Source organism: Kribbella sp. VKM Ac-2566 (assembly GCF_004366005.1).
Classification (GTDB): Bacteria; Actinomycetota; Actinomycetes; order Propionibacteriales; family Kribbellaceae; genus Kribbella; species Kribbella pratensis.
On record NZ_SODT01000009.1, the window covers coordinates 880,140 to 906,343 of the forward strand.

Consider the following 26,204-nt stretch of genomic DNA (forward strand, 5'->3'; position numbering starts at 1 on the left):
GTCTCGCTCCTTTCGGGGTCGGCCGAAAGGGGGTGCGGCTGCCGTGGTTCGACCGGCACTCTCGAAGTGTTCGAGCCAACCACGAAAGGTACGGATCATGAACATTCGCAGGGTTTTCTACAGTGTCCTGGCCGGCGGAGCGATCGCGGCGGGTGGCCTCGCCGTACCGGCGGCACAGGCGGTCGACGCTCCGGTGGCCACGACGACCTCGACAGCTGTTGCCGCCGACAACTGGGAGTACGTCGGTGACTTCTTCTGGCAGTCGGACTGCCACGCAGCCGGTGCCGCCGGCACCAAGTGGACGAAGTACAAGTGCATCAACGGCTCGGCTGTTCCGGGCGACGACTACGAGCTGTGGGTCGTCTACAAGTAGGTCCGGTCGAAGTTCGTGTCCGGGGTGGATCGGGGATCGCCCCGGACACGAACTCGAACCTCACAGCGCCGAGCTGAGCTTGAGCCAACAAACACCGTGCGCAGGGACGACGTGCACGCGCTCAGTAGTGGGTGTGCCGGTCCACAGGTCTTGCGACGGGGTGGGAAGTTCGGCAGGGAGCGGAACCTCTCGAGGCGCAGCGCCGGTCCAGAACAGTGCTGCGTAAGAGCAGTTGTCGCCTTGCGCGGTCCAGACGATCAGTTCCCCGTCGTCCAGTGGTTCGCGGATGATTTCGCGGCCGTCGTACGACGTGGTGAGCAGCTCGGCGAGGGCCGGGTTCTTCAACAGGGCAAGGGTTTCCGGGGATGTGCTGGGCAGGTCGCCGCCCATCATGAGCGGAGAGCGGGCCATGACCCAGAGGGTGAGCAGGGTCTTCTGTTCGTCGACGGTGAGGCGGCTGTCGCGGTCGTCGCCGCGTTCGGCGCGGATGCCGATGTGGCCGAGTGGCAGCATGTCCGCGTCCGCCCAGCCGCCGGGCTGCTGGAACGGCGCCCACCGTGCCAGTCGCGCGAACTGCGCGTGCACGTCCTCCCACCGGTCCCACAAGTCGTCGGAGATCCGCCAGAGCTGCGCATTGGCACGCAGATGCTCGACGTGATGCGTCGACAACCGCGTGCCGGGTGACAAGGACAGGACGATGTCCCGCCCGCTCCGTGCGATCGCCTGCGCGTACGCCGCGATCTCGCGATCGTGGTACGGCGCGAGCATGTCGTCCGCCTTCACGAAGTCCACACCCCACTCGGCGAACTGCGCGACCTGGGCGTCGTAGTACGCCTGCGCGCCGGGATGGTCATGGTTCAGCCCGAGATTGTCCGGGTTCCACGCGCAGACGTGATCGGAATCCGCGACCTCCCGCGCCGTCCACTGCGTCCCGTACACCGGCAGGTCGAGCTCGACCGCCCGCTTCGGGATGCCGCGCATGATGTGCAACCCGAACTTCAGCCCGAGCTCGTGCACCTTCGCCGCCAACGGCCCGAAGCCGGCGCCGTCCGCGGCCGAGGGGAACCGCAGCGGCGCCGGCAGTTGGCGGCCGTAGTCGTCCAGGACGACCGGTGCATTCTCGTTGTAGCCGTGCGATCGGGCGGTGGGGTCGTACCAGGCGATGTCCACGACGACCGTGTCCCACCCGAACGGCAGCAACTGGTCGTGCATCACCTGCGCGTTCGCGAGCACCTCGGCCTCGGTGACCGTCGTGCCGAAGCAGTCCCAGCTGTTCCACCCCATCGGCGGGGTCGGGGCGCTCACCATTCCGCGAAGGATCCGTCGTCGTGCCGTAGCACGGGTGATCGCCAGCGATGCGGCTCCGCGGCGGCTGCCCGTACGACGTCCTCGTTGACCTGGATGCCCAGCCCCGGACCGGTGGGGCGTTGCACATGCCCGTCGGTGAACGCGAAGACGTTCGGGTCGACCAGGTAGTCGAGCAGCGCGTTGCCGCCGCCGTACTCGATGCCGAGGCTCTGCTCCTGGATCAGGAAGTTCGGGATCGCGAAGTCGAGTTGCAGGCTCGCGGCCAGCGTGATCGGCCCGAGCGGGCAGTGCGGGGCGACGCTCACGTCGTACGCCTCGGCCATCGCGGCGATCCGGCGTACTTCGGAGATGCCGCCGGCGTGCGAGATGTCAGGCTGCGCGACCGCGATGCCGGTGGTCAGCACGTCGCGGAAGTCCCAGCGGGAGAACAGCCGCTCGCCGGTGGCGATCGGGATACTGGTCGATTCGGTGATCCGGCGCAGGTCGCGGGCGAACTCGGGCAGCACCGGCTCCTCGACGAACATCGGCAATAGCGGCTCGAGCAGGGGCAGGATCTGCCGCGTCGCCGCCGTACTGAACCGGCCGTGGAAATCGAGCGCGATGTCGATACCGTCACCGAGTGCGTCGCGCAACGCCTCGACCCGGCTCACCGCGGCCCGGAGCTGAGCAGGCGAGGGGATCGGCGGCAGCGCCTCGGACAGGTTGAGCTTGAGGGCCGTGAAGCCCTTCTCCACCTTGGCTTCGGCCTCGTCGACCAGCTGCGCGTTGTCGCGGCCGTGGACCCAGGTGTAGACGCGCGCCCGATCCCGGACCGGCCCGCCGAGCAACTCGTGCACAGGGACCTCGTGGTACCGACCCTTGATGTCCCACAGCGCCTGGTCGATCCCGGCGAGCGCACTCGACAGCACCGGACCGCCGCGGTAGAAGCCGCCCTTCGCCATCACCTGCCAGTGCTCCTCGATCCGCAGCGGATCCGCGCCGACCAAGTACTCCATCAGGGCCGCGACCGCGCCCTGGACCGCCTCGGCGCGGCCCTCGACGATCGGCTCACCCCACCCGCTGATCCCTTCGTCGGTGTCGATCCGCAGGAACTGCCACCGCGGCGCCACCAGGAACGTCTCGTATCCGACGATCTTCACACTGCCTCATTCGGTTGGCGGTCAGGGGCGGACAGGAGCGCGGCGACCAGTTGGTCGGTCTGGCGGAGCACCAGGGCGGCGGCGCCGGACGCACCGGCGCGGGCGCCGAGGTCGAGCTCGGCCGCGACGACGTCGACATCGCGGGTGAGTGCCATCGCCGTACGGCGCAGGGTGGCGCGGATCGGATCCAGGATCAGGTCGCCGGCCCGCGCGAGCTCGCCGCCGACGATGATCCGCTCCGGGTTCAGCAGGTTGCAGATGTTCGCGAGCACCCGCCCGGTCAGCTCACCGGCATCACGCAGCACCTGCAACGTTTCCGGCTGACCGTCGGCGGCGGCTGCGAGTAACTCCTCGAGACCGGCGTCCTCGCCGAGCACCGGCGCGAGAGCCGTGAGTACGGCGGGAAGCGACGCGTAGTGCACCAGGCAGCCGCGATTCCCGCACGGGCAGAGCGCACCGTTCGAGTCCGCCGACAGGTGGCCGATCTCGCCGCCGCCACCGCGGGCGCCGCCGTGATGAAGGTTGCCGTCGACAAGCAACCCGGACCCGATCCCGGTCGACAACCCGAGATAGAGCACGTCGCGGACGTCCCGCCCCGCGCCCCAGGTGAACTCGGCCACCGCCTCCAGCCGCGTGTTGTTCTCCACCAGCACCGGTACGTCGAGACGCCGGCCGAACTCCGCCGCGACGTTCACCCCCGCCCAGGCCTGACCGGGCAGCGACGGACCGACCACACCGGTCTGCAGGTCGAGCGGCCCGGGCACGCCGATCGCGACGCCGACCAGGTTGTCGCGACCGCGACCGGTCTGCTCCAGCAGGCCGTCGAGCAGCTCGATCCCGGCCGCGAGCCGCTCCTGCCACGGGGTGTCCCGACCCACGCGGACGCCGTCGCTGGCCAGCGTCTCGCCGGACAGGTCGGTGAGATGGCACCAGACGCGTTCGAGGGTGAAGTCGAGGCCGGAGGCCGCGCCGGCCGCCGGGTTGGCCCGCAGGAAGCCACGAGCCCGGCCGTCGACCTCGGACGCGTCGATACCGGCCCGCGCGACCTGGTCGCCGACCACCTCGATCACCACGCCGCCGGTGATCAGGTCGGCCACGATCGTCGACACCGTCGTCCGGGACACACCGCAGATCCGCGCCAGCTCCGCCCGGTGCAGTGCTCCGTGCTCCATCAGCGCGGACAGCATCCGTTCGGAGTTCGTGCGCCGCAGCGCTCGTAGAGATCCGGTGTCCTTGGCAGCCACGACGAAAAGTATTGACGAACTCCGAACCGCCGTCAACAAAACTGACAAACTGCGTTCACACTCTTGACACAAACGGCGAAGTGCTCGAACAATTCCTGCCACAGCCCGGGGACCACCCCGGGCCCGGCGACCGGACGAACGACATGGACGCTGAGCTCGACAACGCGCCGCTGGTGGTGGTGACCGGCGGACTGGGGCGCGTCGCCACGGTCGTACTGCCGTGGCTGCGCAAGCACTACAGGGTGCGGCTGATCGACAGCGCCGTACCGGCGCGGCGAACTGCCGGGCTCGTGCAGGCCGACCTGGGCGATCCAGAAGAGATCCGCGACGCCTTGGCCGGAGCTGACGCCGTCCTGCACCTGGCCGGGAACAGCAGTCCCTGGCAGACGTGGGACAGCGTGTACGCCGCCAACGTGTGGACGACCCAGGTTGTACTCGAGGCCGCCGCGGCGCACGCCGTACCGAAGCTGGTGCTGGCCAGTTCGCTGCACGCGCTGGGTGAGTACAACCGGCCGCAGTACTGGCCTGTCGATCCACGGCTCGACCCGCGCCCGTGTTGTCCGTACGGACTGGGCAAGGTCGTCCTGGAGGCACTCGGCCGGACCCATGCCGAGCGCACCGGTACATCGGTCACCTGCCTTCGTCTGGGACTGACCGGTTGGCCGCCGACCGAACGGCGCTACCTCGGGCAGTGGCTGTCCGACGACGACGCCGGCCGGCTTATGCTCGCCGCCCTGCAGGCGCGAGAGCGGTACGGCGTGCATTTCGGTGTGTCCGCGAACACCCGCAACTACTGGGACACCACCTCCGCCCGGCACGAGCTGGGCTATCGACCTGAAGACGACAGCGAAGCCCTGGCGGACCGGGCCGGCCCCTCCTCCGGCCCGGTCTGCCGGCTGTTCGACCCCGAGACATCCGATTGAGAGGCTGGCCATGACCACAACGAACGCAGGGCTCTCCCGCCGCCGGTTCCTGGCGCTCGGCAGCGCGGCCGCCGGCGGTGCGCTGGCGGTGGGCTGCTCACCCGCGTCCTCCACGAATACTCCGGCCGCCGCTCCCGGCACGGGCTCGGCCGCCAAGGGCACTGTGACCGTCATGTCGCAGTCGGGCGAGTTCGGCCCGAAGGAGGCGAAGGCCGCCGGGCAGGCGCTCGGTGTCACCGTGAAGACCGTCGAGTACGACCTGACCAAGCTGACCGCGATGCTGGCCAGCGGCAACCCGCCGGACGTGGTCCGGGGCATGGGTGCGCTCGACACGCCGTACCTGGTGGCGCGGCAGGTGGCGGAGAACCTGGATCCGTACTTCGCCAAGAGCACGCTGATCAAGGCCGACGACATCGACCCGGTCAACGACCTCTGGCGGTTCGACGGCGAGAAGCAGGGTAGTGGTCCGCGGTACGGTTTCGCAAAGGACTATTCGCAGGACTGCACGATCTGGTTCAACAGCGCGCTGTTCGACGCGGCGAAGGTGACCCATCCGAGTGCGACGACGCCGCTGCTGCTCGACGAGCTGCTCGACGAGGGCAAGCGCTTGGTGAAGCGGCAGGGCGCCAAGGTCAGCGTCTACGGCCTGAACCCGAACGGGCTGGGCCTGTTCACGCAGCTGAGCTGGCTGACAGACCTGGCCGGCGGGAAGCTGACGTCCGACGACCTGGCCTCTGTCGACTTCAGCAGCCCGGAGGCGCAGCGTGCGCTCACCTGGTACCTGGACTACGCGAAGGCGGGCATCGGGCCGACCGTGCTCAACCCCGACCCGAACGGCTGGGACGGCCCGACCTTCCAGGCCGGCCGGATGGCGGCCACGCTCAGCGGCTACTGGCTCGGTGGCCTGTTCGCCGGCGACCCGAAGTCCGCCAAGGTCGCGGGCTTCGCGCCGGCGCCGCAGTTCGACACCGGCCGGCGGATCAGTCCATGTTTCGGCGCGACCGGCTTGTGGATCCCCAAGGCGAGCAAGAACAAGGACGCCGCCTGGGCCGTGCTGGAGTGGTTCATGGCCGGCGACCCTGCCAAGGCGCGGGCGGCCGGCGGCTGGGGCATCCCACCACTCAAGTCGCTGCAGAAGCTGATGCCGCAGAAGCTGCCGTACCAGAAGCAGGCCTACGAGGTGCAGATGGCCGAGCAGCAGCACTTCTCGGTCACGTCCGTCACACCGTACGTCCGGCAGGACGCGATCAACGCGGTCATCACCCGGGAGTTGCCCAAGGCAATCAAGGGCTCGATGTCGGCCGGTCAGTTCGCCGATACGCTGAACTCGCAGATCAACGCGCAGCTCGCGGACGGAAAGAAGCGGTTGCGGTGAGCTCCGCTCTGACCGACGTACGGCGTTCCACCGTCGCGGAGGCCGCGGTCGAGCGCCCGGACCGGAAGAAGAAGCCGCCGACCCTGCGCAAGGCGCGCACCTTCTACCTGTTCGTCGCGCCGTGGGTTCTCGGGTTCGTGGGCCTGACCGTGTTCCCGCTCGGGTATGCGTTCTGGCTCAGCCTGACGGACTCCGACGGCCTGTCGCCCCGGACGCACTTCGTCGGCTTCCAGAACTACGTCGACATCTTCCACGACCCGCTGACCCTGAGCTCGCTCGCCAAGACCGGCATGTTCGCGCTCGTCACCGTTCCGTTGTCGATCCTGGCCGGGCTGCTCCTGGCGGTGATGGTGAACCAGCCGATCCGGGCGCGGGGGCTGTACCGGGCGCTGATCTATCTGCCGGCCGTGGTGCCGCCGGTCGGCGCGGCCCTGACGTTCCGGTTGATCTTCGACCGCGACGCCGGCGCGGCGAACGGCATCCTGAGCACCCTCGGTGCGAACCCGATCACCTGGCTGGTGGATCCGAACGTCCGCTATGTGCTGTATGCCCTGGTGCTGTGGGGCTGCGGCGGATCGATGATCATCTCGCTGGCGGGATTGCAGGACATTCCGCGGGAGCTGCTCGAGGCCGCGCAGGTCGACGGGGCGTCGTACTGGCAGTCGTTCACCAGGATCACCATCCCGCTGCTGTCGCCGGTGATTCTGTTCCAGGTGATCACCGGCATGATCGGTTCGCTGCAGTCGTTCGCGCCGTTGCTGTTGTCGTCAGGCTCGCTCAGCGGCGCCGGTGCGGTGCCTCAGGGCAACTACCTGTACATGATCCACGTCTTCGCCCAGTACTTCAGCGCCTCCCGCTTCGGCTACGCGTCGGCGATGTTGTGGCTGCTGTTCGCGGTGATCCTGCTCGTCACCCTGCTGATCATCAAGGTGAGCGCCCGGACCGTCTTCTATACCGTCGAACCGGAAGGGACCTCGAAATGACGCGGACCTACCGGTGGGCGCTGTCCCTCGTACTGCTGGCTGTCGTCCTGGTGATGATCAGCCCGATCCTGTGGCTGGTGTCGAGTTCGCTGAAGTCGTCGGCGGACATGGCGTCGTTCCCGCCGACCTGGTGGCCGTCGCAGCCGCGGTTCGAGAACTACACAGAGGCGATCACCAGCGTGAACTTCCTCGGCGCCGCGCAGAACTCGCTGACCATCGCGTTCATCAGCACGACGTTGACCACACTGAGCTCGGCCTGGGTCGGATTCGGGTTCGCGCGGCTGACCGCGCCCGGCAAGAAGCAGTTGTTCGTCGTGCTGCTCGCGACGATGATGTTGCCGGGGATCGTCACACTCGTTCCGACGTACCTGATCTTCGCGAAGCTGCACATGGTCAACACGTACTGGCCGTGGGTCGCGTGGGGGCTGGGTGGCAGCGCGTTCCTGATCTTCCTGTTCCGGCAGTTCTTCGCCGGTATCCCGCGGGAGATGGAGGAGGCCGCGATCATCGACGGCTGCGGGTACGTCGGGATCTTCTGGCGGATCTTCCTGCCGCAGTCCTGGCCGGTGATCGCGGCCAGCGTGATCCTTTCCTTCACGCACGCCTGGGGTGACTTCGTCGGCCCGGCCATGTTCCTCAGCCAGGACAGCACGACCCTGGCTGTGGCGATGGCCACCGGCTACGTCAACGACAAGGGTCTCCCGATGAACAACCTGGTCGCCGCCGGTGCCGTCATGTATGTCCTCCCCGTCCTGATCCTCTTCCTGTTCATGCAACGCCGCTTCGTCAGCGGCTTCTCGACGTCAGGGATCAAATGATGAGACTACGAATCATCACCGCTGCCGTGCTGTTGCTCGCGGCAAGCCTCACCATCGTCCCCGTCCAAGCACAGGCGACGAGTCCCACGTGTGCCTCCGCGCCGCAGCAACCTGCTGGGATGCGGTTGAGTTGGCATGACGAGTTCGGTGGGGAGGCGTTGGACCGGCGGTCGTGGAGCACGGTGATGGACTTCCCCGGACGGGCGGGCGGGCATTTCCACAACACGTCGTACGGGAGTTACGCCGTCGACGAGAACGTTGTGCTGTCCGACGGGAAGTTGCGGCTGGTGACCGACAACAAGCCGGTGGTCGGCACGGATCCGGCCGGGACCTACCAGTACACCGAGGGGTTCATCTCCTCGCACGACAAGTTCTTCCAGACGTACGGGTACTGGGAGATCTGCGCGAAGTTCCCGGCCGGCAAGGGGTTGTGGCCGGCGTTCTGGCTGATTCCGCAGGACCGCAGCTGGCCGCCGGAGATCGACGTCGCCGAATGGTTCGGGAGTATCGAGAGCATGCACAGCGGCCTGGCGTCGGGCACCTGGCCGGACGTCCGCTGGGACAGCCATTGGGCGACCGGACTCAATCCCACGACCGGCTGGCACACGTACGGCGTGCTGTGGTCACCCGGCCGCATCACCTTCACCGTCGACGGCAGACCAACCTCGACGATCACCGGCGCCCAGGTCCCCGACAAACCGATGTACGTCGTCCTCAACAGCGGCACCTGGGCCAACCCCGACCGCGGCGGCCCACCCGACGCCACCACCCCGTTCCCCAACTCCTTCGACATCGACTACGTCCGGGCCTATCAGTCGAAATAGCCCTGTGGACAAGGGCAGATCCGGATCGAAACACCCGTACCTTCTCTGGCGACCACAACGAAGGGTGGGTGTCAGACAAATATGTACTATTCTGAGGCCATGGCTGAAGTTCCGATCCGGATGTTGAACCAGGAGACGGCCCGGGTGCTGGCCCGGGTCAAGCAGGGCGAGGAGATCGACATCACCGAACGCGGCGTGGTCGTCGCGCGACTGGTGCCAGCTGAGGCATCGCCAACGGCGTGGCTGCTCGCCACAGGGAGTTTCCGGCCGGCTCGGCTGACTAGAGCCTTCTCACGACCGAAGGGCGAGGTGCGGACCGATCACGAGGCCGGTGCACTCTTGGAGCAGATGCGTGACGAGGAGCGCTACTGATGATTTACCTGGACACAGCGGCGTTGGTGAAGCTCGTCCGACGTGAGGCCGCGTCGGACGAGCTCGTCGATTGGCTCAACGAGCAAGTCGATCGGATCTTCGTCTCGTCGGCTTTGGTGGAGGTGGAATTGCCTCGTGCCCTCCGGCGATCTGAGCCGGCCCTTCTCACATCCGCCCCATCCGTCCTGGCCCACGTTTCCGTGTATGACGTCGACGAGACGGTGCGCAGCACTGCGGCCTCCTATCAGGACCCGTGGATCCGCTCGCTGGACTCGATCCACCTCGCGACGGCGGACGCCGTGCTGGGCGACGATCTCACTGCCTTCGTCACCTACGACCGTCGGCTCCTGGCCACCGCGAAGGCGATCGGGCTGCCCGTCGTCAGCCCTGGGATGTCGTGAGGTTCAGCGTTCACCGCGGTGAGGGAGTGAGGGGACCGGCTGGGTCGAAGAGGTCGCTGGGTTGGTTGGGGTGATGGACGCCCTGCCTGATCAGGTCGAGGGTGATGGCGTCGGCGCGGCGTTGGGTGGTGCCGTCGTCGGTCGGGAAGGAGTGGTCCACGGTGCAGTAGTCGGCGATGAGCCACACCGGGTAGGACTTCTCGCGGCCGTGCAGCGTGACGACGTAGGTCCGTTGGTCGGGCTGCCTGCACCCCTCGAAACGGGCCGGCTGTGGACCTTCTGGTGAGGCGTTGACTCGCTGCGCGAACGCCCCGGCGGGCTTGGCGGCGAGCCGGGATCCCGAGACCAGCGAGCCATGCCAGTACTCACAGATGTTGGCCGACGTGATCGTGTCCTTCGCATTCAGGCCTGTGCCCCTCGGTCCGAGGTCGGTCGGCGAGCAGCCGTAGTAGTCCGTGCCGGTGATCGGGCGGGCCGAGTCCAGAATGCGGCGGCGGAGCGCGTCGTCCTGGGTCAGCACGCTGATCTTGGTGCCGCCGACCAGTCGGGTCTCCTCGGTCCAGCCGGCGTCGTACTGCTTGGTCCCAGGCGCCTGGACGTCGTTGAACCACAGGTACGGCGCACGCCGCCCCAGCGGGAGTACGGCGTCCTCGCACGTGTAGGAGCTCTTCCCAAGCCAGTCGTTGAACCGTCCGATGGTGGGGAGCGCAGCATTGCCGAACGTCGTACAAGGTGCCGGCCCGGAGATGTACTGCGTCCACGAGTCCGGGACCTGGACCTGCGCGGTCTTGTACGACTCCCAGTGCCAGCCGGACTCGGGTGTGCCGGGCCGGGCGACCTGCGGGTCGGTTCGGAGTTCGCCCGTGAGCGAGTGGCTCGCGGTGATCGCGGTCGCGACGGCCGCGCAGGCCAGCACGGCCGCCCCGATGGTGCGACCGGTACGGCGGCGGCGCAGGTGGTGATGGACAGTCGACAGCAGGTGCTCGTCCGAGGGCGCGTCCACCGCGTGCTTCGACAGGCTTTCCACGATCAGGTCTTCGGTAGCGTCCATCTCAGGTGGCCTCCTCGGCCGTGGTCAGCGTGGTCCGCAGAGTGGCCAGCGCCCGATGAATCTGCGAGCGGACAGTGGCGGGCGAGCAGTCGAGGATTCCGGCGATCTCGGCGTCGGGCAGGTCCTCGTAGTACCGCAGGATGACGGCGGCTCGTTGCTTGGTCGGCAACGTCGCACAAAGCGTCCAGACCGCGTCGTGCTCCGCCTGGGCGTCGGCATGATCGGGCCGGGAAGCTGTCTGTACCGGATCCGCGGTGGGCGTCTCGCGCCGGAGGAACCGGCGCCAGCGGGAGATGTCGGCGTTCACGATCGACCGGCGGACGTACGCCTCGGGATCCTGACCGCGGCAGATCCGGGCCCACCGTGAGTACGCGGCGAGCAGCGCGTCCTGCACGGCCTCCTCGGCGCGCGCGTGGTCGCGGGTGAGCAGGTAGGCGAACCGCAACAGCGCGGCCCCCCGCTGCGCCACCCACTCGTCGAACTCCGGCGTCTCCATCCGGCACCTCCCACACCCACATCACGCCGGCGAGGCCCGGAACGTTGCAGGGGGGTCAGTCAGGTTCGGGAAGCGTCGGTGTCGGCAGCGCCAGTTTCTCGTCCGGCTTCGCGGCCAGTACGTCGTTCACGTACGAGCGGGCCGCCTCCAACGTGTCGACCTCGTGCCCGGCCTGCTCCGACAGGAACCACCGGTGCTCGAGCACCTCGTGGAACACCTCGGCGGGCTCGAGCTTCCCGCGCAGGTTGCGCGGGACCGACTGCACGACAGGCTCGAAGACCTCGGTCAGCCACTGGTGGGCGACGATCTCCTCGTCCTCGTTCTGCTGGTCGGTCGAGGCGGCGAACGAGTCCAGGTCGTTCAGCAGCCGGCGAGCCTGGTTCTCCTCGACGTCCAGCCCGGTCAGTCGCAGCAGCCGCCGGGAGTGGTGACCGGCGTCGACGACCTTCGGCTGGATCCGGACCTGGCTGCCGTCCCAGTCGGTGATGATGTCGATCTCCGCGACGTCGAAGCCGAGCTCGTTCAGCCGCCGGATCCGGGTGTCCAGCCGGTGCATCTCGTCGTTCGCGAACTCCTCCGGTGCGGTCAGCTCGGCCCAGAGCGCCTCGTACCGCTTCTGGATCGACTCGACCGTCTCCTGCGGGTCGATCGCCTCGTCGAGCAGGCCGCCCTCCTGCAGGTCGAGGAGCTCACCGAACAGATTGATCTCCGCGGTGTAGAGGTCGTGTGCCCGCTGCCCGTCGGAGATGTCCTGGTGCAGCTCACCGGTCTCGGCGTCCACCAGGTACGCCGCGAACGCGCCGGCGTCCCGGCGGAACAAGGTGTTGGACAGCGAGCAGTCGCCCCAGAAGAACCCGTTCAGGTGCAGCCGGACGATCAGCGCGACGAGCGCGTCGATCAGACGGTTGACCGTGTCGGGCCGCAGGGTGCTGGAGAACAGGGCGCGATACGGCAGCGAGAACTGCAGGTGCCGGGTGATCAGGATCGAGTCGATCGGCTCGCCGTTGCGGTCGACCCGATCGGTGATCACGCCGACGGGCTCGACGGACGGCGTCTCCAGTCGCTCGAGGTCGCGGAGCAGGCGGTACTCGTGCATCGCCAGGTGCTCGAGGACCTCTTTGATCGCGTACACGCTGCCGTTGACCCGGACGAAGCGGACGACGTGCCGCGAGATACCGCGCGGCAGCGCGACCAGCTGATCTTCGGGCCAGTCCTCCAGCGGGATGTCCCACGGGAGCGACAGCAGACCGGTGTCCGGGCGGGTGGCGACGAATCGAGGCACGGCTCCCAGTGTGTCAGGAATCCCGAGAGGGTGCCTGAGGGTTCAGTCAGATACGCAAGTGCTTGCAAGTTCTTGCGTGAATAGGCGTAGAGTTTGCGTCATGACACGACGACTTGCAGAGGTGGCCAAGAAGGTCGGGGTCAGTGAAGCCACGGTGAGCCGGGTGCTGAACGGGAAGCCCGGTGTGTCCGAGGCGACCCGGGAAGCCGTCCTGACCGCGCTCGACGTGCTCGGGTACGAGCGGCCCACGCAGCTCCGGGGTGATCGCGCCCGGCTGGTCGGGCTGGTGCTGCCCGAGTTGCAGAACCCGATCTTCCCGGCGTTCGCCGAGGTCGTCGGCGGAGCGCTCGCGCAGCAAGGTTTCACGTCCTTGCTCTGCACCCGCACGGTCGGCGGTGTGTCCGAGGCCGACTACGTGGACCTGCTCCTCCAGCAGCAGGTGTCCGGGGTCGTGTTCGCCGGCGGGTTCTACGCGCAGGCGGACGCGCCGCACGGTCACTACGAGCTGATCCAGGAGCGGAAGCTGCCGACCGTACTGGTGAACGCGGCCGTCGATCACCTCGGCTTCCCGCAGGTCTCGTCGGACGACTACGTCGCCGCGGAGATGGCGATCGGCCACCTGCGCGCCCTTGGCCATCGGCGGATCGGGATGGTTCTCGGCCCACGCGACCACATCCCGTCGCGGCGGAAGCTGGAGGCGTTCATGGCCGCTGAGGAGGCGGATCCGGGGCTGGTCGAGCACACGATGTTCTCGCTCGAGGGCGGGCATGCGGCCGCGACCAAGCTGGTGAACTCCGGTGTCACCGGTATCGTCTGCGCCAGCGACATCCTCGCCCTCGGTGCCATCCGCGCCGTACGCCGGGCCGGCCTGAGCGTCCCCGACGAGGTCTCGGTAATTGGGTACGACGACTCCGCGATGATGAACTGCACCGATCCGCCGCTGACCACCGTCCGGCAACCGATCGACGCGATGGGACGCGCCGCCGTCGACATGCTGGTCGCCCTGATCGAACGCGCCGTCGTCCCCGCCGACGAGCTTCTCTTCGAGCCCGAGCTCGTCGTCCGCGCCTCCACCGCACGGGCGCGCATCTAGTCCACGCCGTACCGAGCAGCCGCTGACCGATGAGGTCGGCGGCTGCTGTCGTTTGTCCTCCGGCAGGCAATCTCCCACATGCAGTCATGTTTTTGCAATCATAGATCGAAGTATTGCGTTCATGCGTCCAGTTCCCTACGGTGTCGGCACCAGGAAAGGGAGAGGGTGGAGATGACCACAACGCGCCGCGGGCTCAGCCTGCTGTTGGTGATGGGACTCGGGCTGGTGGCCGCGTCCTGCGGATCGGACGACAAGAAATCGGCGGGGGCGGCCGACGGTCCGGTCACGATCACGGTCGGCTGCGAGCCGCCGAAGAGCAACCCGAAGGAACGCGAGGCCTGGGAGGCCGATGTCGCCGCGTTCCAGAAGGCGCACCCGAACATCACGGTCGAGGGCAAGGACGCGTTCCCCTGCATCAACCCGGACACCTTCCAGGCGAAGCTGGCCGGCGGGACGCAGGAAGACGTCTTCTACGTCTACTACACCGACGTCCGGAAGATCATCGAGAAGAAGCAGGCCGCGGACATCAGCCAGTACGTCGGCAGCGTGAAGCCGGTGAACGACCTGCGCAAGGACGTGATGAGCGTCTTCAAGGACGGCGACAAGACGTACGGCCTGCCGCGGAACAACTACAACATGGGCCTGGTCTACAACCGGAAGCTGTTCACCCAGGCCGGTCTCGACCCGGCCAACCCGCCCAAGACCTGGGAGGAGGTCCGCGCGGCCGCCAAGAAGATCGCCGCGCTCGGTCCGGGGTACGTCGGCTTCGGTGAGTACTCGGCCGGCAACACCGGCGGCTGGCACTTCGCCGCGGAGCTGTACGCACGCGGCGGGTCAATGGTCAGCGACGACGGGAAGACCGCCGCGTTCAAGAGCGACGAAGGCAAGGCGGTCCTCGAGAACCTGAAGAAGATGCGCTGGGACGACAACTCCATGGGCAGCAAGCAGCTGCTGCAGTGGGAGGACCTGATGCGCATGATGGGCGGCGGCAAGCTCGGCATGATGATCGGTGCGCCGGACGTCGTGCAATCGGTGAACAACGACTTCAAGGGCAAGTTCGACGACTACGGCGTCACCGCCGTACCGGAGTCGAACGGGAACTCGTCGCTGAGTGGCGGCGACGGGTACATGTTCAACCCGAAGGCGTCGCCGGAGAAGATCAAGGCGGGCCTGCTGTGGCTCGAGTTCCACGAGCTGACGCCTGGCCAGGGCCAGTTCAACTACGCGCGGTCGAAGGCGCAGGGCCGCCCGGTCGGGCTGCCGATCCCGGACCTGTACGGCGACAGTGACCCGGGCAACGAGATCAACGCGCTGCGCAAGCAGTACGCGACGGTCCCGGTCGACAACTTCACGCCGTACGTCGAGGCGCAGGGCGGCATCACCAACAAGCTCGAACCCCCGAAGGCGCAGGAGCTGTACGCCGTGCTCGACGTGGCGATGTCCGCGGTGCTGACCCGCAAGGACGCCGACATCGACAAGCTGCTGAGCGACGCGGAGTCCAAGGCCAACAAGATCCTGGCGAAGAACACCTGATGGTCGACGACATCACAACAAACACCCGCCGTCCCCGCTCCGCGGGGACGGCGGGTGGTGGGGGAGACGAGACGGCGGTCGAAGTGCAGGCGCCGAGCGGTGGGAGACGCCGTGGAGCGGCGGGTGGTGGGGGAGACGAGACGGCGGTCGAAGTGCAGGCGCCGAGCGGTGGCGGACGCCGTGGAGCGGCGGGTGGTGGGGGAGACGAGAAGCCGCCGAGCGGTGGGCGGCGCCGCGGGGCGGCGGGTCGGCCTGGCGGCCGCGGGCCGCTGCCGAGGGAGTCGAACGGCTCTGATGATCTGCTCCTCCCCGACGGCACGGGTGCGCTGCGGAGGGCAGTGGGGCGAAACCTCACGGCGTACGGGTTCCTGTGCGCCGCCCTGATCTGTTTCGCGTTGTTCTCCTGGTATCCGATGATCCGGGAGATCGTGCTGAGCTTCCAGCAGAACAACTTCGTCGACCCAGGCGAGTGGGTCGGGTTCGACAACTTCCGCGCGGTGATCGCGGACCCGGCGTTCCGGTCCGCGTGGCTGAACACTGCGGCGTTCAGCGGGCTCGCACTGGTGATCGGGTACGCCGTACCGTTCGTGCTCGCCGTGGTGCTCAACGAGCTGAAGCACGCGAAGGCGTACCTGCGCTTCGTCGTCTACCTGCCCGTGATGCTCCCACCAGCGGTCGCCGTACTGCTGTTCAAGTGGTTCTACGACCCCGGAGCCGGCCTGTTCAACCAAGCGCTCGACGCGGTGCATCTTCCGCCGTTGAGCTGGCTGGACTCGACGAGTACGGCGCTCGTCAGCCTGGTGATCGTGTCGACGTGGATGAACCTCGGCACCGGGACGCTGATCTACCTCGCCGCCTTGCAGAGCATCCCCGGCGAGCTGTACGAGTCGGCCGAGCTCGACGGAGCGGGCCTGTTCAAGCGGGTCTGGCACGTGACGATCCCGCAGACCAAGTTGATCCTGCTGGTGATGCTGCTCCTGCAGGTCGTCGCCACGATGCAGGTCTTCATCGAGCCGTACCTGCTGACCGGCGGCGGCCCGGAGAACGCGACCGTCACGGTCGCCTACCTGATGTACCAGTACGCGTTCAACTTCGGTGACTTCGGCGGCGGCTCCGCTCTCGGTCTGATGCTGATGATCGTCCTACTGGTCTTCTCCACGATCTACCTGCGCGTGTCCCGCGATGAGGCCGAGCGATGAGAACCCTGGTGTCACCCCTCGCACTCCGCACGCCGCACGGCCGGATCATGTACTGGACGATCCTGACGATCACAATCGTCGGCTTCACCGGCGCATTCGTCTTCCCCTTCTACTGGATGGTGAGCGGCGCGCTCAAGTCGCCGGACGAACTCGCGCAGATCCCACCCAGCTTCTTCCCGAAGTCGGTCGACTTCAGCGTCTACAAAGAGGCCTGGGACCAGCTCCAGCTGAGCGTGTTCCTCAAGAACACTGCCGTGTACGCCGGTGGCGCGTGGCTGTTCACGCTGGCAGTCGACGTGTCGGCGGCGTACGCGCTGTCGAAACTGCGGCCCGTTCTCGGCAAGCTCGTGCTCGGCGCGATGCTGGCGACGTTGATGATCCCGCCGATGGTCCTGCTGCTGCCGACGTACCTGGTGGCGAAGGACCTTCCGATCCTGCACGTCGACCTGCTGAACACGCCCTGGGCGATCTGGTTGCCGGCGGCAGCGAACGGGTTCTTCGTGTTCCTGCTCAAGCGGTTCTTCGACTCGATCCCGAAGGAGCTGCTCGAAGCGGCCGAGATCGACGGCGCGTCACCGCTGCGGATCCTCTGGTCGATCGTGCTGCCGGTGTCGCGGCCGATCATCGGGGTGGTGTCGATCCTGTCCGTGGTCACGGTCTGGAAGGACTTCGTCTGGCCGCTGCTGGTGCTGCCGGAGACGGACAAGATGTCGATCAGCGTCGGCATCGCGTCGCTGTCGGCCCAGATGCCGCAGAACGTCCTGATCGCGTCGCTGGTGATCGCCAGCCTGCCGACGATCCTCGTGTTTTTCGTGTTCCAGCGCAGCATCATGGCCGGGCTGACGGCCGGAAGCCTGAAAGGTTAGGGAGATTCGATGGCCGACGAATGGTGGCGTGGAGCTGCGATCTACCAGGTGTACCTGCGGAGTTTCGCGGACGGCAACGACGACGGCATCGGCGACCTCGCCGGTCTGTGCGCGAAGCTGCCGTACCTGGCGGAGCTCGGGATCGACGCGATCTGGCTGAACCCGTGGTACCCGTCACCGATGGCCGACGGCGGGTACGACGTCGCCGACTACCGCGCGATCGACCCGGCGTTCGGCACCCTCGCCGAGGCGGAGGCGTACATCGCGGAGGCGCACGCCCTGAACATCCGGACGATCATCGACATCGTGCCGAATCATGGGTCGAACCAACAGGACTGGTTCGTTCAGGCGCTGCGGGCCGGTCCAGGATCCCCCGAGCGTGAGCGGTTCCTGTTCCGGCCGGGCCGGGGTGACGGGCCACCCAACGACTGGCAGTCGATCTTCAACGGACCGGCCTGGTCGCAGGTCGAGGACGGCGAGTGGTACCTGCACCTGTTCGCCCCGGAGCAGCCCGACTTCAACTGGCGCAACCCCGAGGTCGTCGAGGAGTTCCACGACATCCTCCGGTTCTGGCTGGACCGCGGCGTCGACGGGATCCGGATCGACAGCGCCGCCGTACTGTTCAAGGACCTGGACAGTGCCGAGGAGTCGTACACCGACCACGACGAGGTGCACGAGGTGTATCGCGGCTGGCGGCGGATCTCCGACTCCTATGACGACCGGTTCTTCGTCGGTGAGATGTGGATGCCGGACCAGGAACGGTTCGCGCTGTACCTGCGACCGGACGAGATGCAGACCGCGTTCAACTTCGACTTCCTGTCCCGCCCTTGGGAAGCCGCGGAACTGAAGGCGTCGATCGACCTCACGCTGTCCACCCATGTCCCGATCGGCGCACCGCCGACCTGGGTCCTGTCGAACCATGACGTCACGCGACCGGTCACGAAGTACGGGCGCGCGGACACGTCCTTCTCGCACCAGGACCGCAAGCACGGGATGCGGACCGATCTCGTGCTCGGCGAACGTCGCGCGCGGGCGGCGGCCCTGTTGGCGATGGCGCTGCCGGGTGGTCTGTACGTCTACCAGGGCGAGGAACTCGGGCTGCCCGAAGTGGAGGATCTGCCCGACGAGCTGCTGCAGGACCCGATCTTCACCCGCTCGAAGGGCGCCGACCGCGGCCGAGATGGTTGCCGTGTGCCCCTACCGTGGTCCGGCAAGGAGCCGCCGTTCGGTTTCGGCAGCGGTACGCCGTGGCTCCCGCAACCACGTGACTGGAAGAACCTCACTGTCGAGTCCCAGTACGACGACCAGAACTCGATGCTCACCCTCTACCGCACCGGCCTTCACCTCCGCCGCACCCTCCTGGGCGACGGCGCACTGACCTGGCTCGACTCACCGCCCGACGTCCTCACATTCCAGCGCGAGAACCTCACCTGCATCACCAACCTGAGCCACATCGCCGTACCCATCCCTCCCCACGAGAAGGTCCTGCTGAGCAGCATCCCCTTGGACAACGGCGCGCTCCCACCGGACGCCACCGCCTGGGTCCGGTGAACAAGAAAGTGGGGGCCTCGGACAAGGCCCCCACTTCTCAGCTGAGCGGACGGAATCTCCGCAGTCGCAGGCTGTTGGACACCACGAACACTGAGCTGAACGCCATCGCAGCACCCGCGAGCATGGGGTTCAGCAACCCGGCAGCTGCCAGCGGAAGGGCCGCCACGTTGTAGGCGAAAGCCCAGAACAGGTTGCCCTTGATCGTGCGGAGCGTGCTGCGGGACAGCCGGATGGCGTCCGCGGCCGCGCGCAGATCGCCGCGCACCAGCGTCAGGTCACTTGCCTCGATCGCCACATCGGTGCCCGTACCCATGCTCAGCCCGAGATCAGCCTGAGCAAGGGCGGCCGCGTCGTTGACGCCGTCTCCGACCATCGCGACCACGCGACCCTCGTCCTGCAGCTTCTTCACCGCGTCGACCTTGCCGGCCGGCAAGACCTCGGCGATCACCTCGTCGATCCCGACCTCGGCGGCGACCTTCATCGCCACGGCTTCGTTGTCCCCGGTCAGCAGCACCGGCCGCAGGCCCAAAGACTTCAGCTGAACGATCGCCTCCACGGACGTGGGCTTCACCGTGTCCGCGACGACCAGCACAGCCCGCGCCTGCCCGTCCCAGCCGACTGCGACCGCCGTACTGCCCTCGGCCTCGGCGTGCTCCTTCGCATGCGCGAGCTCCTCCGGCAGGTACTGGCTCCACTCCTCCAGCAACTTCGTCCGGCCGACGAGTACAGCGTGCCCGTCGACGATCCCCTGCACACCAAGGCCTTCGACGTTCCCGAAGTCCTCGACCTCCGGCAGCTTCCCCGCCTCCGAGGCGGCCCGCGCCACGGCCTGCGCGATCGGGTGCTCGCTCGAGTGCTCGAGCGCCCCGGCCAACCGCAGTACCTCGGCCCGGTCCTGATCCGGAGCAAGCAGTACGTCGACCAATTCCATCCGGCCCGTGGTGACAGTTCCCGTCTTGTCCAGTACGACGGTGTCGACCCGCCGCGTGGACTCGAGCACCTCCGGACCCTTGATCAGGATGCCCAGCTGAGCGCCCCGGCCCGTCCCGACCATCAACGCGGTCGGCGTGGCCAGACCCAAGGCACACGGGCAAGCGATGATCAGTACGGCGACCGCGGCCGTGAACGCGACCTCCAGCGGCGAACCGTTGCCCAGCCAGAAACCTAGCGTTGCCAGCGCCAGCCCGATCACGATCGGCACGAAGATCCCGGACACCTTGTCGGCCAGCCGCTGTACGGCGGCCTTCCCGTTCTGGGCGTCCTCGACCAGCCGCGCCATCTGCGCCAGCTGCGTGTCCGAACCGACGCGAGTCGCCCGCACCACCAGCCGGCCACCCGCATTGACGGTGGCACCAACGACCGCGTCGCCGGGAGCCACCTCGACCGGCACGGACTCGCCGGTCAGCATCGACGCGTCGACCGCGCTGCTGCCGGTTACGACCGCGCCGTCTGTGGCGATCTTCTCGCCCGGCCGGACGACGAACTCGTCACCCACGACGAGCTGGTCGGCCGGGATGCGGGTCTCGGTCCCGTTGCGCAGGACGGCGACGTCCTTCGCTCCGAGCTCGAGCAGGGCGCGCAACGCGGCCCCCGAGCGGCGCTTCGCCCGAGCCTCGAAGTACCGGCCGGCCAGGATGAACGTCGTGACGCCGGCCGCGACCTCGAGGTAGATCTCCTCCGCGCCACTCCCGCGGGACGGGATCAACGTGAACGGCATCTTCATCCCGGGCTCACCGGCCGAGCCGAGGAACAGGGCGTACAGCGACCACAGGAACGCGCTCACCACGCCCAGCGAGATGAGCGTGTCCATGGTGGCGGCGCCGTGCCGCAGGTTCGTCCAGGCGGCCTTGTGGAACGGCCACGCCGCCCACGTCACCACCGGGAACGCCAGCGTCAGCGACGCCCACTGCCACGACTCGAACTGCAGCGCCGGGATCATCCCGAACGCGATCACCGGGACCGCGAGCACGATGCTCGCGATCAGCCGCTCCCGCAGGGGTTTCAGCTCGTCCGGCTCCTCCGCCGACGGTTCGACCGCCGGCGTCGGAAGACTCGCGGTGTACCCGGTCTTCTCGACCGTGGCGACCAGGTCGTCGGTGGAGATGCCATCCGCGTACGTCACCTTCGCCTTCTCGGTGGCGTAGTTGACGGTCGCGGTGACGCCGTCCATCCGGTTCAGCTTCTTCTCCACCCGGGCGGCGCACGAGGCGCACGTCATACCACCGATGATGAGTTCGACGGACTGACCGGGCTCGGTGCTGGTCATGATGATGTGCCTCCTCTCAGTGGCCGTGGGGCGTTTCGGCGTGCCCGGGGGTTGTCGTAGCAGTCGGTAGGGCGGTCGGCGGGACGATCGCGGTCCCGGTGGAGCTCACCTTCACGGTGAACTCGGCGGTGTGGACCTTGCCCGCGTGCTGGAAGTCCAGGAACAGGCTGTACGTACTGGCGGTCGGGAAGGTCGTGGCGAACGTGATCCCCGGCCCGCCCTTCATCCCCGCCGTCGCTTCCTGCGCCGGATGGGTGTGGAGGTAGGCGAGGTCCCCGCTGCGTAGCGAGACCAGGTGCCCGAAGGCGCCGAGGTACGGCTGCAGGTCGGTGACGGGCTTGCCGCCCCGGCTGATCGTGAACGTCAGCTCCGACTCCTTACCGGCGATCGGGGTGCCCTGCAGTGTCACGTCGTACCCGTCGAAGCTGTAGACGCTCGCCGGTTCGGCGACCGGGACCGGGACGTACAGACCGGTGACGTTCACATCCGTGCCGAGGGTGATCGTGCTGTCGTGGCCCGCCGGCTGGAAGTCGGCGTACAGCCGCCAGGTCCCGCCGGCAGTGAACGTGAACGGGATGGTCCACGTCCCGTCCGCCGCCAGCGTGGGGTGCACGTGGTGGAACCCGGACAGATCCCGGCGGACCACGATCAGGTGCAGGTCCTTCTCGTGGGTCTTCGTGTACTTCGTGACCGGTCTGCCGTCCGGTCCTTGGATCGTGAAGCGCAACTCGGTCTGCGTGCCGCTGGTGAAGAACGTCTTCGCCGGCGCGAACGTGTAGCCCGCGTCGGACACCGCCAGTCCGGGCAGTTGCCCGGCCGACTCGTGTCCACCGTGCTCCGAGGTGCCTGCAGTCTGCTCCATGCCACCCATCTCCTCTCCGTGGGCCGGTGCCGCGGAGGTTTCGTCGGCCGCCGCGATCGGATCGATCGCGGAGCCGATGCCGTACGCCGCCCCGAAGGCCAGCACCACCGCACCGGCGAACGCGCCGAGCCGGAGCGCGACGGCCCGGCTCACGACGCCGCCAGTTCGTAGCCCGCCTCGTCGACGGCGTCGCGGACGGCGGCCTCGTCGAGAGCGGACTCACTCGTCACGTGCACCGCGGAGGTGCCACCCGCGACGAGGTCGATCTTCACGTCCTGGACACCGACGAGCTTGCTCAGCTCCTCGGTGACAGCCGAAGTGCAGTGGGCGCAGGTCATACCGGAGACGGAGTACGTCGTAGTGGTGCTCATATCGATGCTCCTTGCTCGAAACGGGGTGATCGCTGGAGATGCTTCAGCTGGACGAAGGTGGTTCAGCTGGACGAATGGTTCAGCAGGACGAAGATGGTTCAGCTTCGGACGAGGCGGGCGATCGCGTCGGAGGCCTCGCGGACCTTCTCGTCGGCCTCGGGCCCGCCCTTCTGCGCGGCCTCGACCACGCAGTGCGAGAGGTGCTCGTCGAGCAACTCCAGCGAGAACGACTGCAACGCCTTCGTGGCCGCCGACACCTGGGTCAGGATGTCGATGCAGTACTTGTCCTCCTCGACCATCCGCTGCAGGCCGCGGACCTGCCCCTCGATCCGCCGCAACCGCTTCAGATGACTGCTCTTCTCCGCGGTGTATCCGTGCACATGTCCCTCATCGCTGGCCATCTCGCGTCCTCTTCTCGCCTCAGCTACCCCTCCGGGGTATCTGCACGCCCCAGAAGTTACCCCCTATGGGTATAGAACGCAAGTCCCCCACCAATACCGGCCGGGGGTATATACCGAAGAGGGGGCAGAGGCACCGAATGAAGGTGGGAGTGCCGGGGGTGGAGGTTGAGGTGCCGGGAGGTGGAGGTGGTCTGCCCCACGCCCGCTCCCACCCGCCCGCCGGCTGCCGCCGGCAGTGCCCGGCTAGCGCCGGGGTGGCGAGCTAGCGCTCGCAGCGACTACTTGGTGCAGTGCTGCGTGGAAATGGCCGTGGTGACGGGTCCCGCCCAGGTGCTCTCCGCGCCGGAGTTGAATCCGGGTTAGACGGCTTCTGGTCTGCAAGCCGTCCGGCTTTGAAAACCGGTATGGCGGGTGACCGTCATCGTGCGTTCGAATCCCACACCCTCCGCCCGCACGATCTACGAACTGCGCCGTGACCGGCGGAAACACTCACACTCACGCGGAATCAACGTGTCCGACTATTGCTGACGGTGTCCGGCAAACCACGGGTGTCTATGGCTGTCTGTGCCCGTATCGTGCCCGCGTCTGATCACACGCGCCCCCGTGTTCCAGCCACCCTCCAGACCCTGAAACACTCGGGGCGGGTTGGCCTAGCGTCCGGGAACAACAGCCTGTGCCTGCCGACAGTCCGGCTCAATCTCCGGATTCACGTCCTTGCAGAACTCGCCCAAGAAGGCGCGATAACCCCGATCGAACCTGTCGTAGTCCGCATCGGCCTCGACTTTGACTTTTCCATAAGCCGGTAGCAGTGATGCCGCCATGTCTCTCTGCGCTGTCCAGGCTCGATCGCTGCCATACATCGCGAGGAGTGTCCGCTGGTCTTGGTACGACCTGCGAGCCTCTTCGAACGTCTTCAGGGTGGGGTAGAGGGTGGCATATGGAGCACCCGTCTGTTGCCGAAGCTGGACCGCTAGCCAGGTGCTGTGCGTCGCATCGCGGTACGCCGCAGCCGCATGCAGATAAGCCGGATAGATCTGAGACCGCTTGTCACGAGCCTCTGCAGAGTGATCTTCCTCCACCGCCACGCTTTGCTGCTGGTTGACGTCCACATGGGTGACGAGAATCCCCGCCAGGACCACTACCGCACCGATCAGCGACCCACCCAACCCCGCTACCAGCGCAACCTTGGCGTCAAACCACTTGCCGTGGTCGCGCTTGCGAGCCTCCTGGCGCTCGAACAGACCCATCCTCGTCCCCCAAGTCCTAGCGGCTGTCCGCCTGCTCAGCGGACCGTATCGCTAACGCCGAGATGAGGCGAGAACTCGACATCGTCAGAGGCCAGAGAGGCTGAAGGTGGGGACAGATGAGACACGCGACCTTCAGCGCTGTCCCAGGCATCCATGCAGGTCAGGGCCGCAACTGGGACAGGGAGACAGTTGGGACAACATCAGCGCAGGAACGGATGTCGGCTCCATCGGCGCTGCTGCGCAGCCCCTTGTATGCCAATGCCGATCGGTAGAAGCTTTATGCCTGCCCCGGTGTCAACAATCGTCCGGGCAGATTGGACGGCACGATTCGCCCGGGGGTAGATCTACAAGGCCCGATCGGCCTCCGCCTTATTAAAGTGAGAAACATGATCCAAATTGGCATTGAACGACTGCACCTGACTAACGATGATGTTGACGATACGCCGAACGATGGCGAGAGTATCGATCTTCCATCACAAGGCATTGTGGCGATCGTTGGACCAAACAACGCAGGGAAGTCGTTATTCCTTCAAGAAATGTACAACGTCTTGCAGATACATGTCGCGGGTGGCTTGGGTGGTGCCAAATGGATCACGCGGGCTGATTTGTTGAAGGCTGGCGACGTAACGGCCTATTTTGAGGAGAATGCTCGCGTTGTGAGCGCCAGTGTTCCGCCAACGAGGATGCTACTGCCCGCCCATAGTCCAATCTCAAATGAACGGGGCTTCAAGCTCGAACAGTTTAAGTTGGCTTGGGAAGAGCCGCCTCACTACCCCCTTGGGGAGATAGCAAAGCATTTTTCGCAGCACCTACAGGCATTAGACCGAGGGCGTCTCTTGAAGGACGTCGAAACCCGCGAGCCAGGTCAGTCACCAACCGATCCGCTTCACTTCATCGAAGACTCTCGCGAACTTCAGGAGAAGTTGTCGAGGTTGATCAGGAGTGCATTCGGATTTCCTGTGTCGATAAATCGGTATCGCCATCAACTGCTTAGTCTGCTGATGGGGGAGCCAACCATTGCGGACATGGTCCCGCCTCCGAGTCCGGAGTTGATTTCTGAATACACTGCTCTAACCCCAGTCCACCAGCAAGGAGACGGTATCCGATGTTTTGTCGGCTTGCTCGTCGCGGCGCTTTCGGGCGGACCATACATCACGTTGATCGATGAACCGGAGGCGTTCCTGCATCCGCCGCAGGCCAAACTGCTCGGCCGCTATCTAGCTGAACAACCCGAGGCAGGTGGCCAACTGGTCGTTGCCACGCACAGCTCTGACTTCCTTGAGGGCCTCCTGGATGGTGCCGGACAGCGTGAGGTGGCAGTCATCCGCTTATCGCTGGATCTGGAAGAAGGGGTATCCAACCGCAGAGCTCACACCCTGCCACCAGAACGGGTTGCGACGTTGTGGTCGGACCCGTTGATGCGGTATTCGCGGATGCTTGACGGCCTGTTTCACAATGGAATGGTCATCTGTGAGGCAGACAATGATTGCCGGTTCTACGCTGCAGGGATTGACCAGTATCTCGGTCAGGAAGTCGCCCACGACTTGGTGCTGACGCACGTTGGCGGGAAGGGGCGTCTCGCGAAAGCGTTGCAGCGCGTGCGACCACTCCACATAAAGACAGCGGTCATCGCCGACATAGATATCTTGAATAACACCGATACGGTGCGCTCGTTGGTGGAAGCGGCGGACGGCGATTTTGGCATGATCGAGGCAGATCTGTCGGTCGTGATGCGAGGCGTCTTGGGGGAAAATGCGCCGCCGACTGTTCGGAAGGTGAAGGATGCGACGAATGGCATCGTCAACAGCCGCAGCCCCGACAGTCCGTTGACTGAACCGGAGATCAACCAAATTAAGGATGCTGTTCGCCTCCGCTCCGGCTGGAAGATTATGAAGCGGGCGGGGATTTCGTTCCTCCAAGGTGCAGAATACAATGCGGCATCAAACATCCTCGCCTATCTCGCGACTGTCGGTGTATTCGTTGTCCCGACCGGAGAGCTTGAGAGTTGGTATCCAGACGTGGAAGCGTCTCACGGGGAGGCGTATGTTACCGCAGCACTTGAGAGCGGACGATTGATTGAGATGCCCCCGGCGCTGATGGAATTTATGGCGGCGCTGTGCGGCTACTTTGACCTGACAGGCGGTAGATCTGACGCGGTCGAATGAGAGGGTGGTGCGGCCAGGTCGGCAAGGCGGGGAATCACGTCTTACATGCCGACCTGACCGG

The 26,204-nt window shown here is 66.6% G+C and carries 26 protein-coding genes; 15 read left to right on the top strand and 11 right to left on the bottom strand.

Annotated elements, in window-relative coordinates:
- Nucleotides 1-97 precede the first annotated feature (97 nt).
- A complete protein-coding gene (locus tag EV647_RS15700) occupies nt 98-373 on the top strand; it encodes a hypothetical protein (RefSeq protein ID WP_134003354.1) in 276 nt (91 codons plus the stop codon).
- A 60-nt stretch (nt 374-433) separates the two neighbouring features.
- Here EV647_RS15700 and EV647_RS15705 read toward each other — a convergent pair whose 3' ends face one another.
- Genes EV647_RS15705 through EV647_RS15715 form a run of 3 tightly spaced genes read right to left on the bottom strand, consistent with a single transcriptional unit; the run spans nt 434 to nt 4,064 of the window.
- The gene (locus tag EV647_RS15705) at nt 434-1,681 is read right to left on the bottom strand and encodes a glycoside hydrolase family 27 protein (RefSeq protein ID WP_202876173.1); all 1,248 of its coding nucleotides are present in this window, start codon (nt 1,679-1,681) and stop codon (nt 434-436) included.
- Nucleotides 1,675-2,820, bottom strand: coding sequence for a galactonate dehydratase (gene dgoD / locus EV647_RS15710; protein WP_134003356.1), 1,146 nt, complete (start codon nt 2,818-2,820; stop codon nt 1,675-1,677). The genes EV647_RS15705 and dgoD overlap by 7 nt, the downstream gene beginning before the upstream one ends.
- The gene (locus EV647_RS15715; RefSeq protein WP_134003358.1) at nt 2,817-4,064 is read right to left on the bottom strand and encodes an ROK family transcriptional regulator; all 1,248 of its coding nucleotides are present in this window, start codon (nt 4,062-4,064) and stop codon (nt 2,817-2,819) included. Before EV647_RS15715 ends, dgoD begins: the two co-directional genes overlap by 4 nt.
- A 63-nt stretch (nt 4,065-4,127) precedes the next feature.
- Here EV647_RS15715 and EV647_RS43710 point away from each other — a divergent pair, with 63 nt between their 5' ends.
- The 8 genes from EV647_RS43710 (at nt 4,128) to EV647_RS15755 (ending at nt 9,760) form a co-directional block, all read left to right on the top strand.
- Nucleotides 4,128-4,247: a CxxxxCH/CxxCH domain-containing protein gene (locus EV647_RS43710; RefSeq protein WP_133787268.1), complete on the top strand. Its 120-nt coding sequence runs from the start codon at nt 4,128-4,130 to the stop codon at nt 4,245-4,247.
- A complete protein-coding gene (locus EV647_RS15725) occupies nt 4,208-4,987 on the top strand; it encodes an NAD(P)-dependent oxidoreductase (protein ID WP_134003360.1) in 780 nt (259 codons plus the stop codon). Before EV647_RS43710 ends, EV647_RS15725 begins: the two co-directional genes overlap by 40 nt.
- Before the next feature lie 10 nt (nt 4,988-4,997).
- A complete protein-coding gene (locus EV647_RS15730) occupies nt 4,998-6,362 on the top strand; it encodes an extracellular solute-binding protein (RefSeq protein ID WP_134003362.1) in 1,365 nt (454 codons plus the stop codon).
- Nucleotides 6,359-7,345, top strand: a complete 987-nt coding sequence (locus EV647_RS15735) for a carbohydrate ABC transporter permease (protein ID WP_134003364.1) — start codon at nt 6,359-6,361, stop codon at nt 7,343-7,345. The genes EV647_RS15730 and EV647_RS15735 overlap by 4 nt, the downstream gene beginning before the upstream one ends.
- The gene (locus tag EV647_RS15740; RefSeq protein ID WP_133787272.1) at nt 7,342-8,163 is read left to right on the top strand and encodes a carbohydrate ABC transporter permease; all 822 of its coding nucleotides are present in this window, start codon (nt 7,342-7,344) and stop codon (nt 8,161-8,163) included. Before EV647_RS15735 ends, EV647_RS15740 begins: the two co-directional genes overlap by 4 nt.
- A complete protein-coding gene (locus tag EV647_RS15745; RefSeq protein ID WP_166680338.1) occupies nt 8,163-8,987 on the top strand; it encodes a family 16 glycosylhydrolase in 825 nt (274 codons plus the stop codon). Before EV647_RS15740 ends, EV647_RS15745 begins: the two co-directional genes overlap by 1 nt.
- A 99-nt stretch (nt 8,988-9,086) precedes the next feature.
- Nucleotides 9,087-9,359, top strand: a complete 273-nt coding sequence (locus EV647_RS15750) for a type II toxin-antitoxin system Phd/YefM family antitoxin (RefSeq protein ID WP_133787274.1) — start codon at nt 9,087-9,089, stop codon at nt 9,357-9,359.
- On the top strand, nt 9,359-9,760 hold the full coding sequence (locus tag EV647_RS15755) for a type II toxin-antitoxin system VapC family toxin (RefSeq protein ID WP_134003367.1): 402 nt from the start codon (nt 9,359-9,361) through the stop codon (nt 9,758-9,760). Before EV647_RS15750 ends, EV647_RS15755 begins: the two co-directional genes overlap by 1 nt.
- Nucleotides 9,761-9,770: 10 nt before the next feature.
- On the opposite strand, the gene EV647_RS15760 is transcribed toward EV647_RS15755, so the two are convergent.
- The 3 genes from EV647_RS15760 to EV647_RS15770 are packed head-to-tail and all read right to left on the bottom strand — an operon-like array spanning nt 9,771 to nt 12,610.
- Nucleotides 9,771-10,811, bottom strand: coding sequence for a hypothetical protein (locus tag EV647_RS15760; protein ID WP_134003369.1), 1,041 nt, complete (start codon nt 10,809-10,811; stop codon nt 9,771-9,773).
- Nucleotide 10,812: 1 nt separating this feature from the next.
- Entirely contained in the window at nt 10,813-11,307 is a 495-nt protein-coding gene (locus EV647_RS15765; RefSeq protein WP_134003371.1) for a SigE family RNA polymerase sigma factor, read from the bottom strand.
- Nucleotides 11,308-11,362: 55 nt separating this feature from the next.
- The gene (locus EV647_RS15770; RefSeq protein WP_370343369.1) at nt 11,363-12,610 is read right to left on the bottom strand and encodes a DUF4032 domain-containing protein; all 1,248 of its coding nucleotides are present in this window, start codon (nt 12,608-12,610) and stop codon (nt 11,363-11,365) included.
- A gap of 79 nt (nt 12,611-12,689) precedes the next feature.
- On the opposite strand from EV647_RS15770, the gene EV647_RS15775 reads away from it, so the two are divergent.
- The 5 genes from EV647_RS15775 (at nt 12,690) to EV647_RS15795 (ending at nt 18,831) form a co-directional block, all read left to right on the top strand.
- Nucleotides 12,690-13,682 (top strand): LacI family DNA-binding transcriptional regulator, encoded by a 993-nt coding sequence (locus EV647_RS15775; protein ID WP_134003373.1) that lies wholly within the window; start codon nt 12,690-12,692, stop codon nt 13,680-13,682.
- A 171-nt stretch (nt 13,683-13,853) separates the two neighbouring features.
- A complete protein-coding gene (locus tag EV647_RS15780) occupies nt 13,854-15,215 on the top strand; it encodes an ABC transporter substrate-binding protein (RefSeq protein WP_134003374.1) in 1,362 nt (453 codons plus the stop codon).
- Complete coding sequence (locus tag EV647_RS15785; RefSeq protein ID WP_238177233.1) at nt 15,215-16,414, top strand: carbohydrate ABC transporter permease; 1,200 nt, start codon at nt 15,215-15,217, stop codon at nt 16,412-16,414. Before EV647_RS15780 ends, EV647_RS15785 begins: the two co-directional genes overlap by 1 nt.
- On the top strand, nt 16,411-17,280 hold the full coding sequence (locus EV647_RS15790; protein WP_134003376.1) for a carbohydrate ABC transporter permease: 870 nt from the start codon (nt 16,411-16,413) through the stop codon (nt 17,278-17,280). Before EV647_RS15785 ends, EV647_RS15790 begins: the two co-directional genes overlap by 4 nt.
- 9 nt (nt 17,281-17,289) lie before the next feature.
- The gene (locus EV647_RS15795) at nt 17,290-18,831 is read left to right on the top strand and encodes an alpha-amylase family glycosyl hydrolase (RefSeq protein ID WP_134003378.1); all 1,542 of its coding nucleotides are present in this window, start codon (nt 17,290-17,292) and stop codon (nt 18,829-18,831) included.
- Nucleotides 18,832-18,868: 37 nt separating this feature from the next.
- Here the strand turns inward: EV647_RS15795 and EV647_RS15800 are convergent, their stop codons facing one another.
- From EV647_RS15800 to EV647_RS15820, 5 genes are all read right to left on the bottom strand, one after another.
- Nucleotides 18,869-21,097, bottom strand: coding sequence for a cation-translocating P-type ATPase (locus EV647_RS15800; protein WP_134003380.1), 2,229 nt, complete (start codon nt 21,095-21,097; stop codon nt 18,869-18,871).
- Nucleotides 21,098-21,113: 16 nt separating this feature from the next.
- A complete protein-coding gene (locus EV647_RS15805; protein WP_134003382.1) occupies nt 21,114-22,112 on the bottom strand; it encodes a hypothetical protein in 999 nt (332 codons plus the stop codon).
- Nucleotides 22,109-22,330: a heavy-metal-associated domain-containing protein gene (locus EV647_RS15810; RefSeq protein ID WP_134003384.1), complete on the bottom strand. Its 222-nt coding sequence runs from the start codon at nt 22,328-22,330 to the stop codon at nt 22,109-22,111. The genes EV647_RS15805 and EV647_RS15810 overlap by 4 nt, the downstream gene beginning before the upstream one ends.
- 98 nt (nt 22,331-22,428) lie before the next feature.
- The gene (locus EV647_RS15815) at nt 22,429-22,731 is read right to left on the bottom strand and encodes a metal-sensitive transcriptional regulator (protein WP_202871073.1); all 303 of its coding nucleotides are present in this window, start codon (nt 22,729-22,731) and stop codon (nt 22,429-22,431) included.
- Between the two features lie 650 nt (nt 22,732-23,381).
- Nucleotides 23,382-23,978 (bottom strand): hypothetical protein, encoded by a 597-nt coding sequence (locus EV647_RS15820; protein ID WP_134003386.1) that lies wholly within the window; start codon nt 23,976-23,978, stop codon nt 23,382-23,384.
- Nucleotides 23,979-24,364: 386 nt separating this feature from the next.
- Here EV647_RS15820 and EV647_RS15825 point away from each other — a divergent pair, with 386 nt between their 5' ends.
- A complete protein-coding gene (locus EV647_RS15825; RefSeq protein ID WP_134003388.1) occupies nt 24,365-26,143 on the top strand; it encodes an ATP-dependent endonuclease in 1,779 nt (592 codons plus the stop codon).
- Nucleotides 26,144-26,204 lie beyond the last annotated feature (61 nt).

Bases quoted from the DNA above. Each gene is read 5' to 3' on its own strand.
- EV647_RS15810 (WP_134003384.1), bottom strand. From the start codon at position 22,330: ATGAGCACCACTACGACGTACTCCGTCTCCGGTATGACCTGCGCCCAC.
- EV647_RS15755 (WP_134003367.1), top strand. From the start codon at position 9,359: ATGATTTACCTGGACACAGCGGCGTTGGTGAAGCTCGTCCGACGTGAG.
- EV647_RS15740 (WP_133787272.1), top strand. From the start codon at position 7,342: ATGACGCGGACCTACCGGTGGGCGCTGTCCCTCGTACTGCTGGCTGTC.
- EV647_RS15790 (WP_134003376.1), top strand. From the start codon at position 16,411: ATGAGAACCCTGGTGTCACCCCTCGCACTCCGCACGCCGCACGGCCGG.
- EV647_RS15705 (WP_202876173.1), bottom strand. From the start codon at position 1,681: ATGGTGAGCGCCCCGACCCCGCCGATGGGGTGGAACAGCTGGGACTGC.
- EV647_RS15825 (WP_134003388.1), top strand. From the start codon at position 24,365: ATGATCCAAATTGGCATTGAACGACTGCACCTGACTAACGATGATGTT.
- EV647_RS15750 (WP_133787274.1), top strand. From the start codon at position 9,087: ATGGCTGAAGTTCCGATCCGGATGTTGAACCAGGAGACGGCCCGGGTG.
- EV647_RS15815 (WP_202871073.1), bottom strand. From the start codon at position 22,731: ATGGCCAGCGATGAGGGACATGTGCACGGATACACCGCGGAGAAGAGC.
- EV647_RS15760 (WP_134003369.1), bottom strand. From the start codon at position 10,811: ATGGACGCTACCGAAGACCTGATCGTGGAAAGCCTGTCGAAGCACGCG.
- EV647_RS15785 (WP_238177233.1), top strand. From the start codon at position 15,215: ATGGTCGACGACATCACAACAAACACCCGCCGTCCCCGCTCCGCGGGG.
- EV647_RS15800 (WP_134003380.1), bottom strand. From the start codon at position 21,097: ATGACCAGCACCGAGCCCGGTCAGTCCGTCGAACTCATCATCGGTGGT.
- EV647_RS15795 (WP_134003378.1), top strand. From the start codon at position 17,290: ATGGCCGACGAATGGTGGCGTGGAGCTGCGATCTACCAGGTGTACCTG.
- EV647_RS15820 (WP_134003386.1), bottom strand. From the start codon at position 23,978: ATGGGTCTGTTCGAGCGCCAGGAGGCTCGCAAGCGCGACCACGGCAAG.
- EV647_RS15700 (WP_134003354.1), top strand. From the start codon at position 98: ATGAACATTCGCAGGGTTTTCTACAGTGTCCTGGCCGGCGGAGCGATC.
- EV647_RS15730 (WP_134003362.1), top strand. From the start codon at position 4,998: ATGACCACAACGAACGCAGGGCTCTCCCGCCGCCGGTTCCTGGCGCTC.
- EV647_RS15725 (WP_134003360.1), top strand. From the start codon at position 4,208: ATGGACGCTGAGCTCGACAACGCGCCGCTGGTGGTGGTGACCGGCGGA.
- EV647_RS15765 (WP_134003371.1), bottom strand. From the start codon at position 11,307: ATGGAGACGCCGGAGTTCGACGAGTGGGTGGCGCAGCGGGGGGCCGCG.
- EV647_RS15775 (WP_134003373.1), top strand. From the start codon at position 12,690: ATGACACGACGACTTGCAGAGGTGGCCAAGAAGGTCGGGGTCAGTGAA.
- EV647_RS15745 (WP_166680338.1), top strand. From the start codon at position 8,163: ATGAGACTACGAATCATCACCGCTGCCGTGCTGTTGCTCGCGGCAAGC.
- EV647_RS15780 (WP_134003374.1), top strand. From the start codon at position 13,854: ATGACCACAACGCGCCGCGGGCTCAGCCTGCTGTTGGTGATGGGACTC.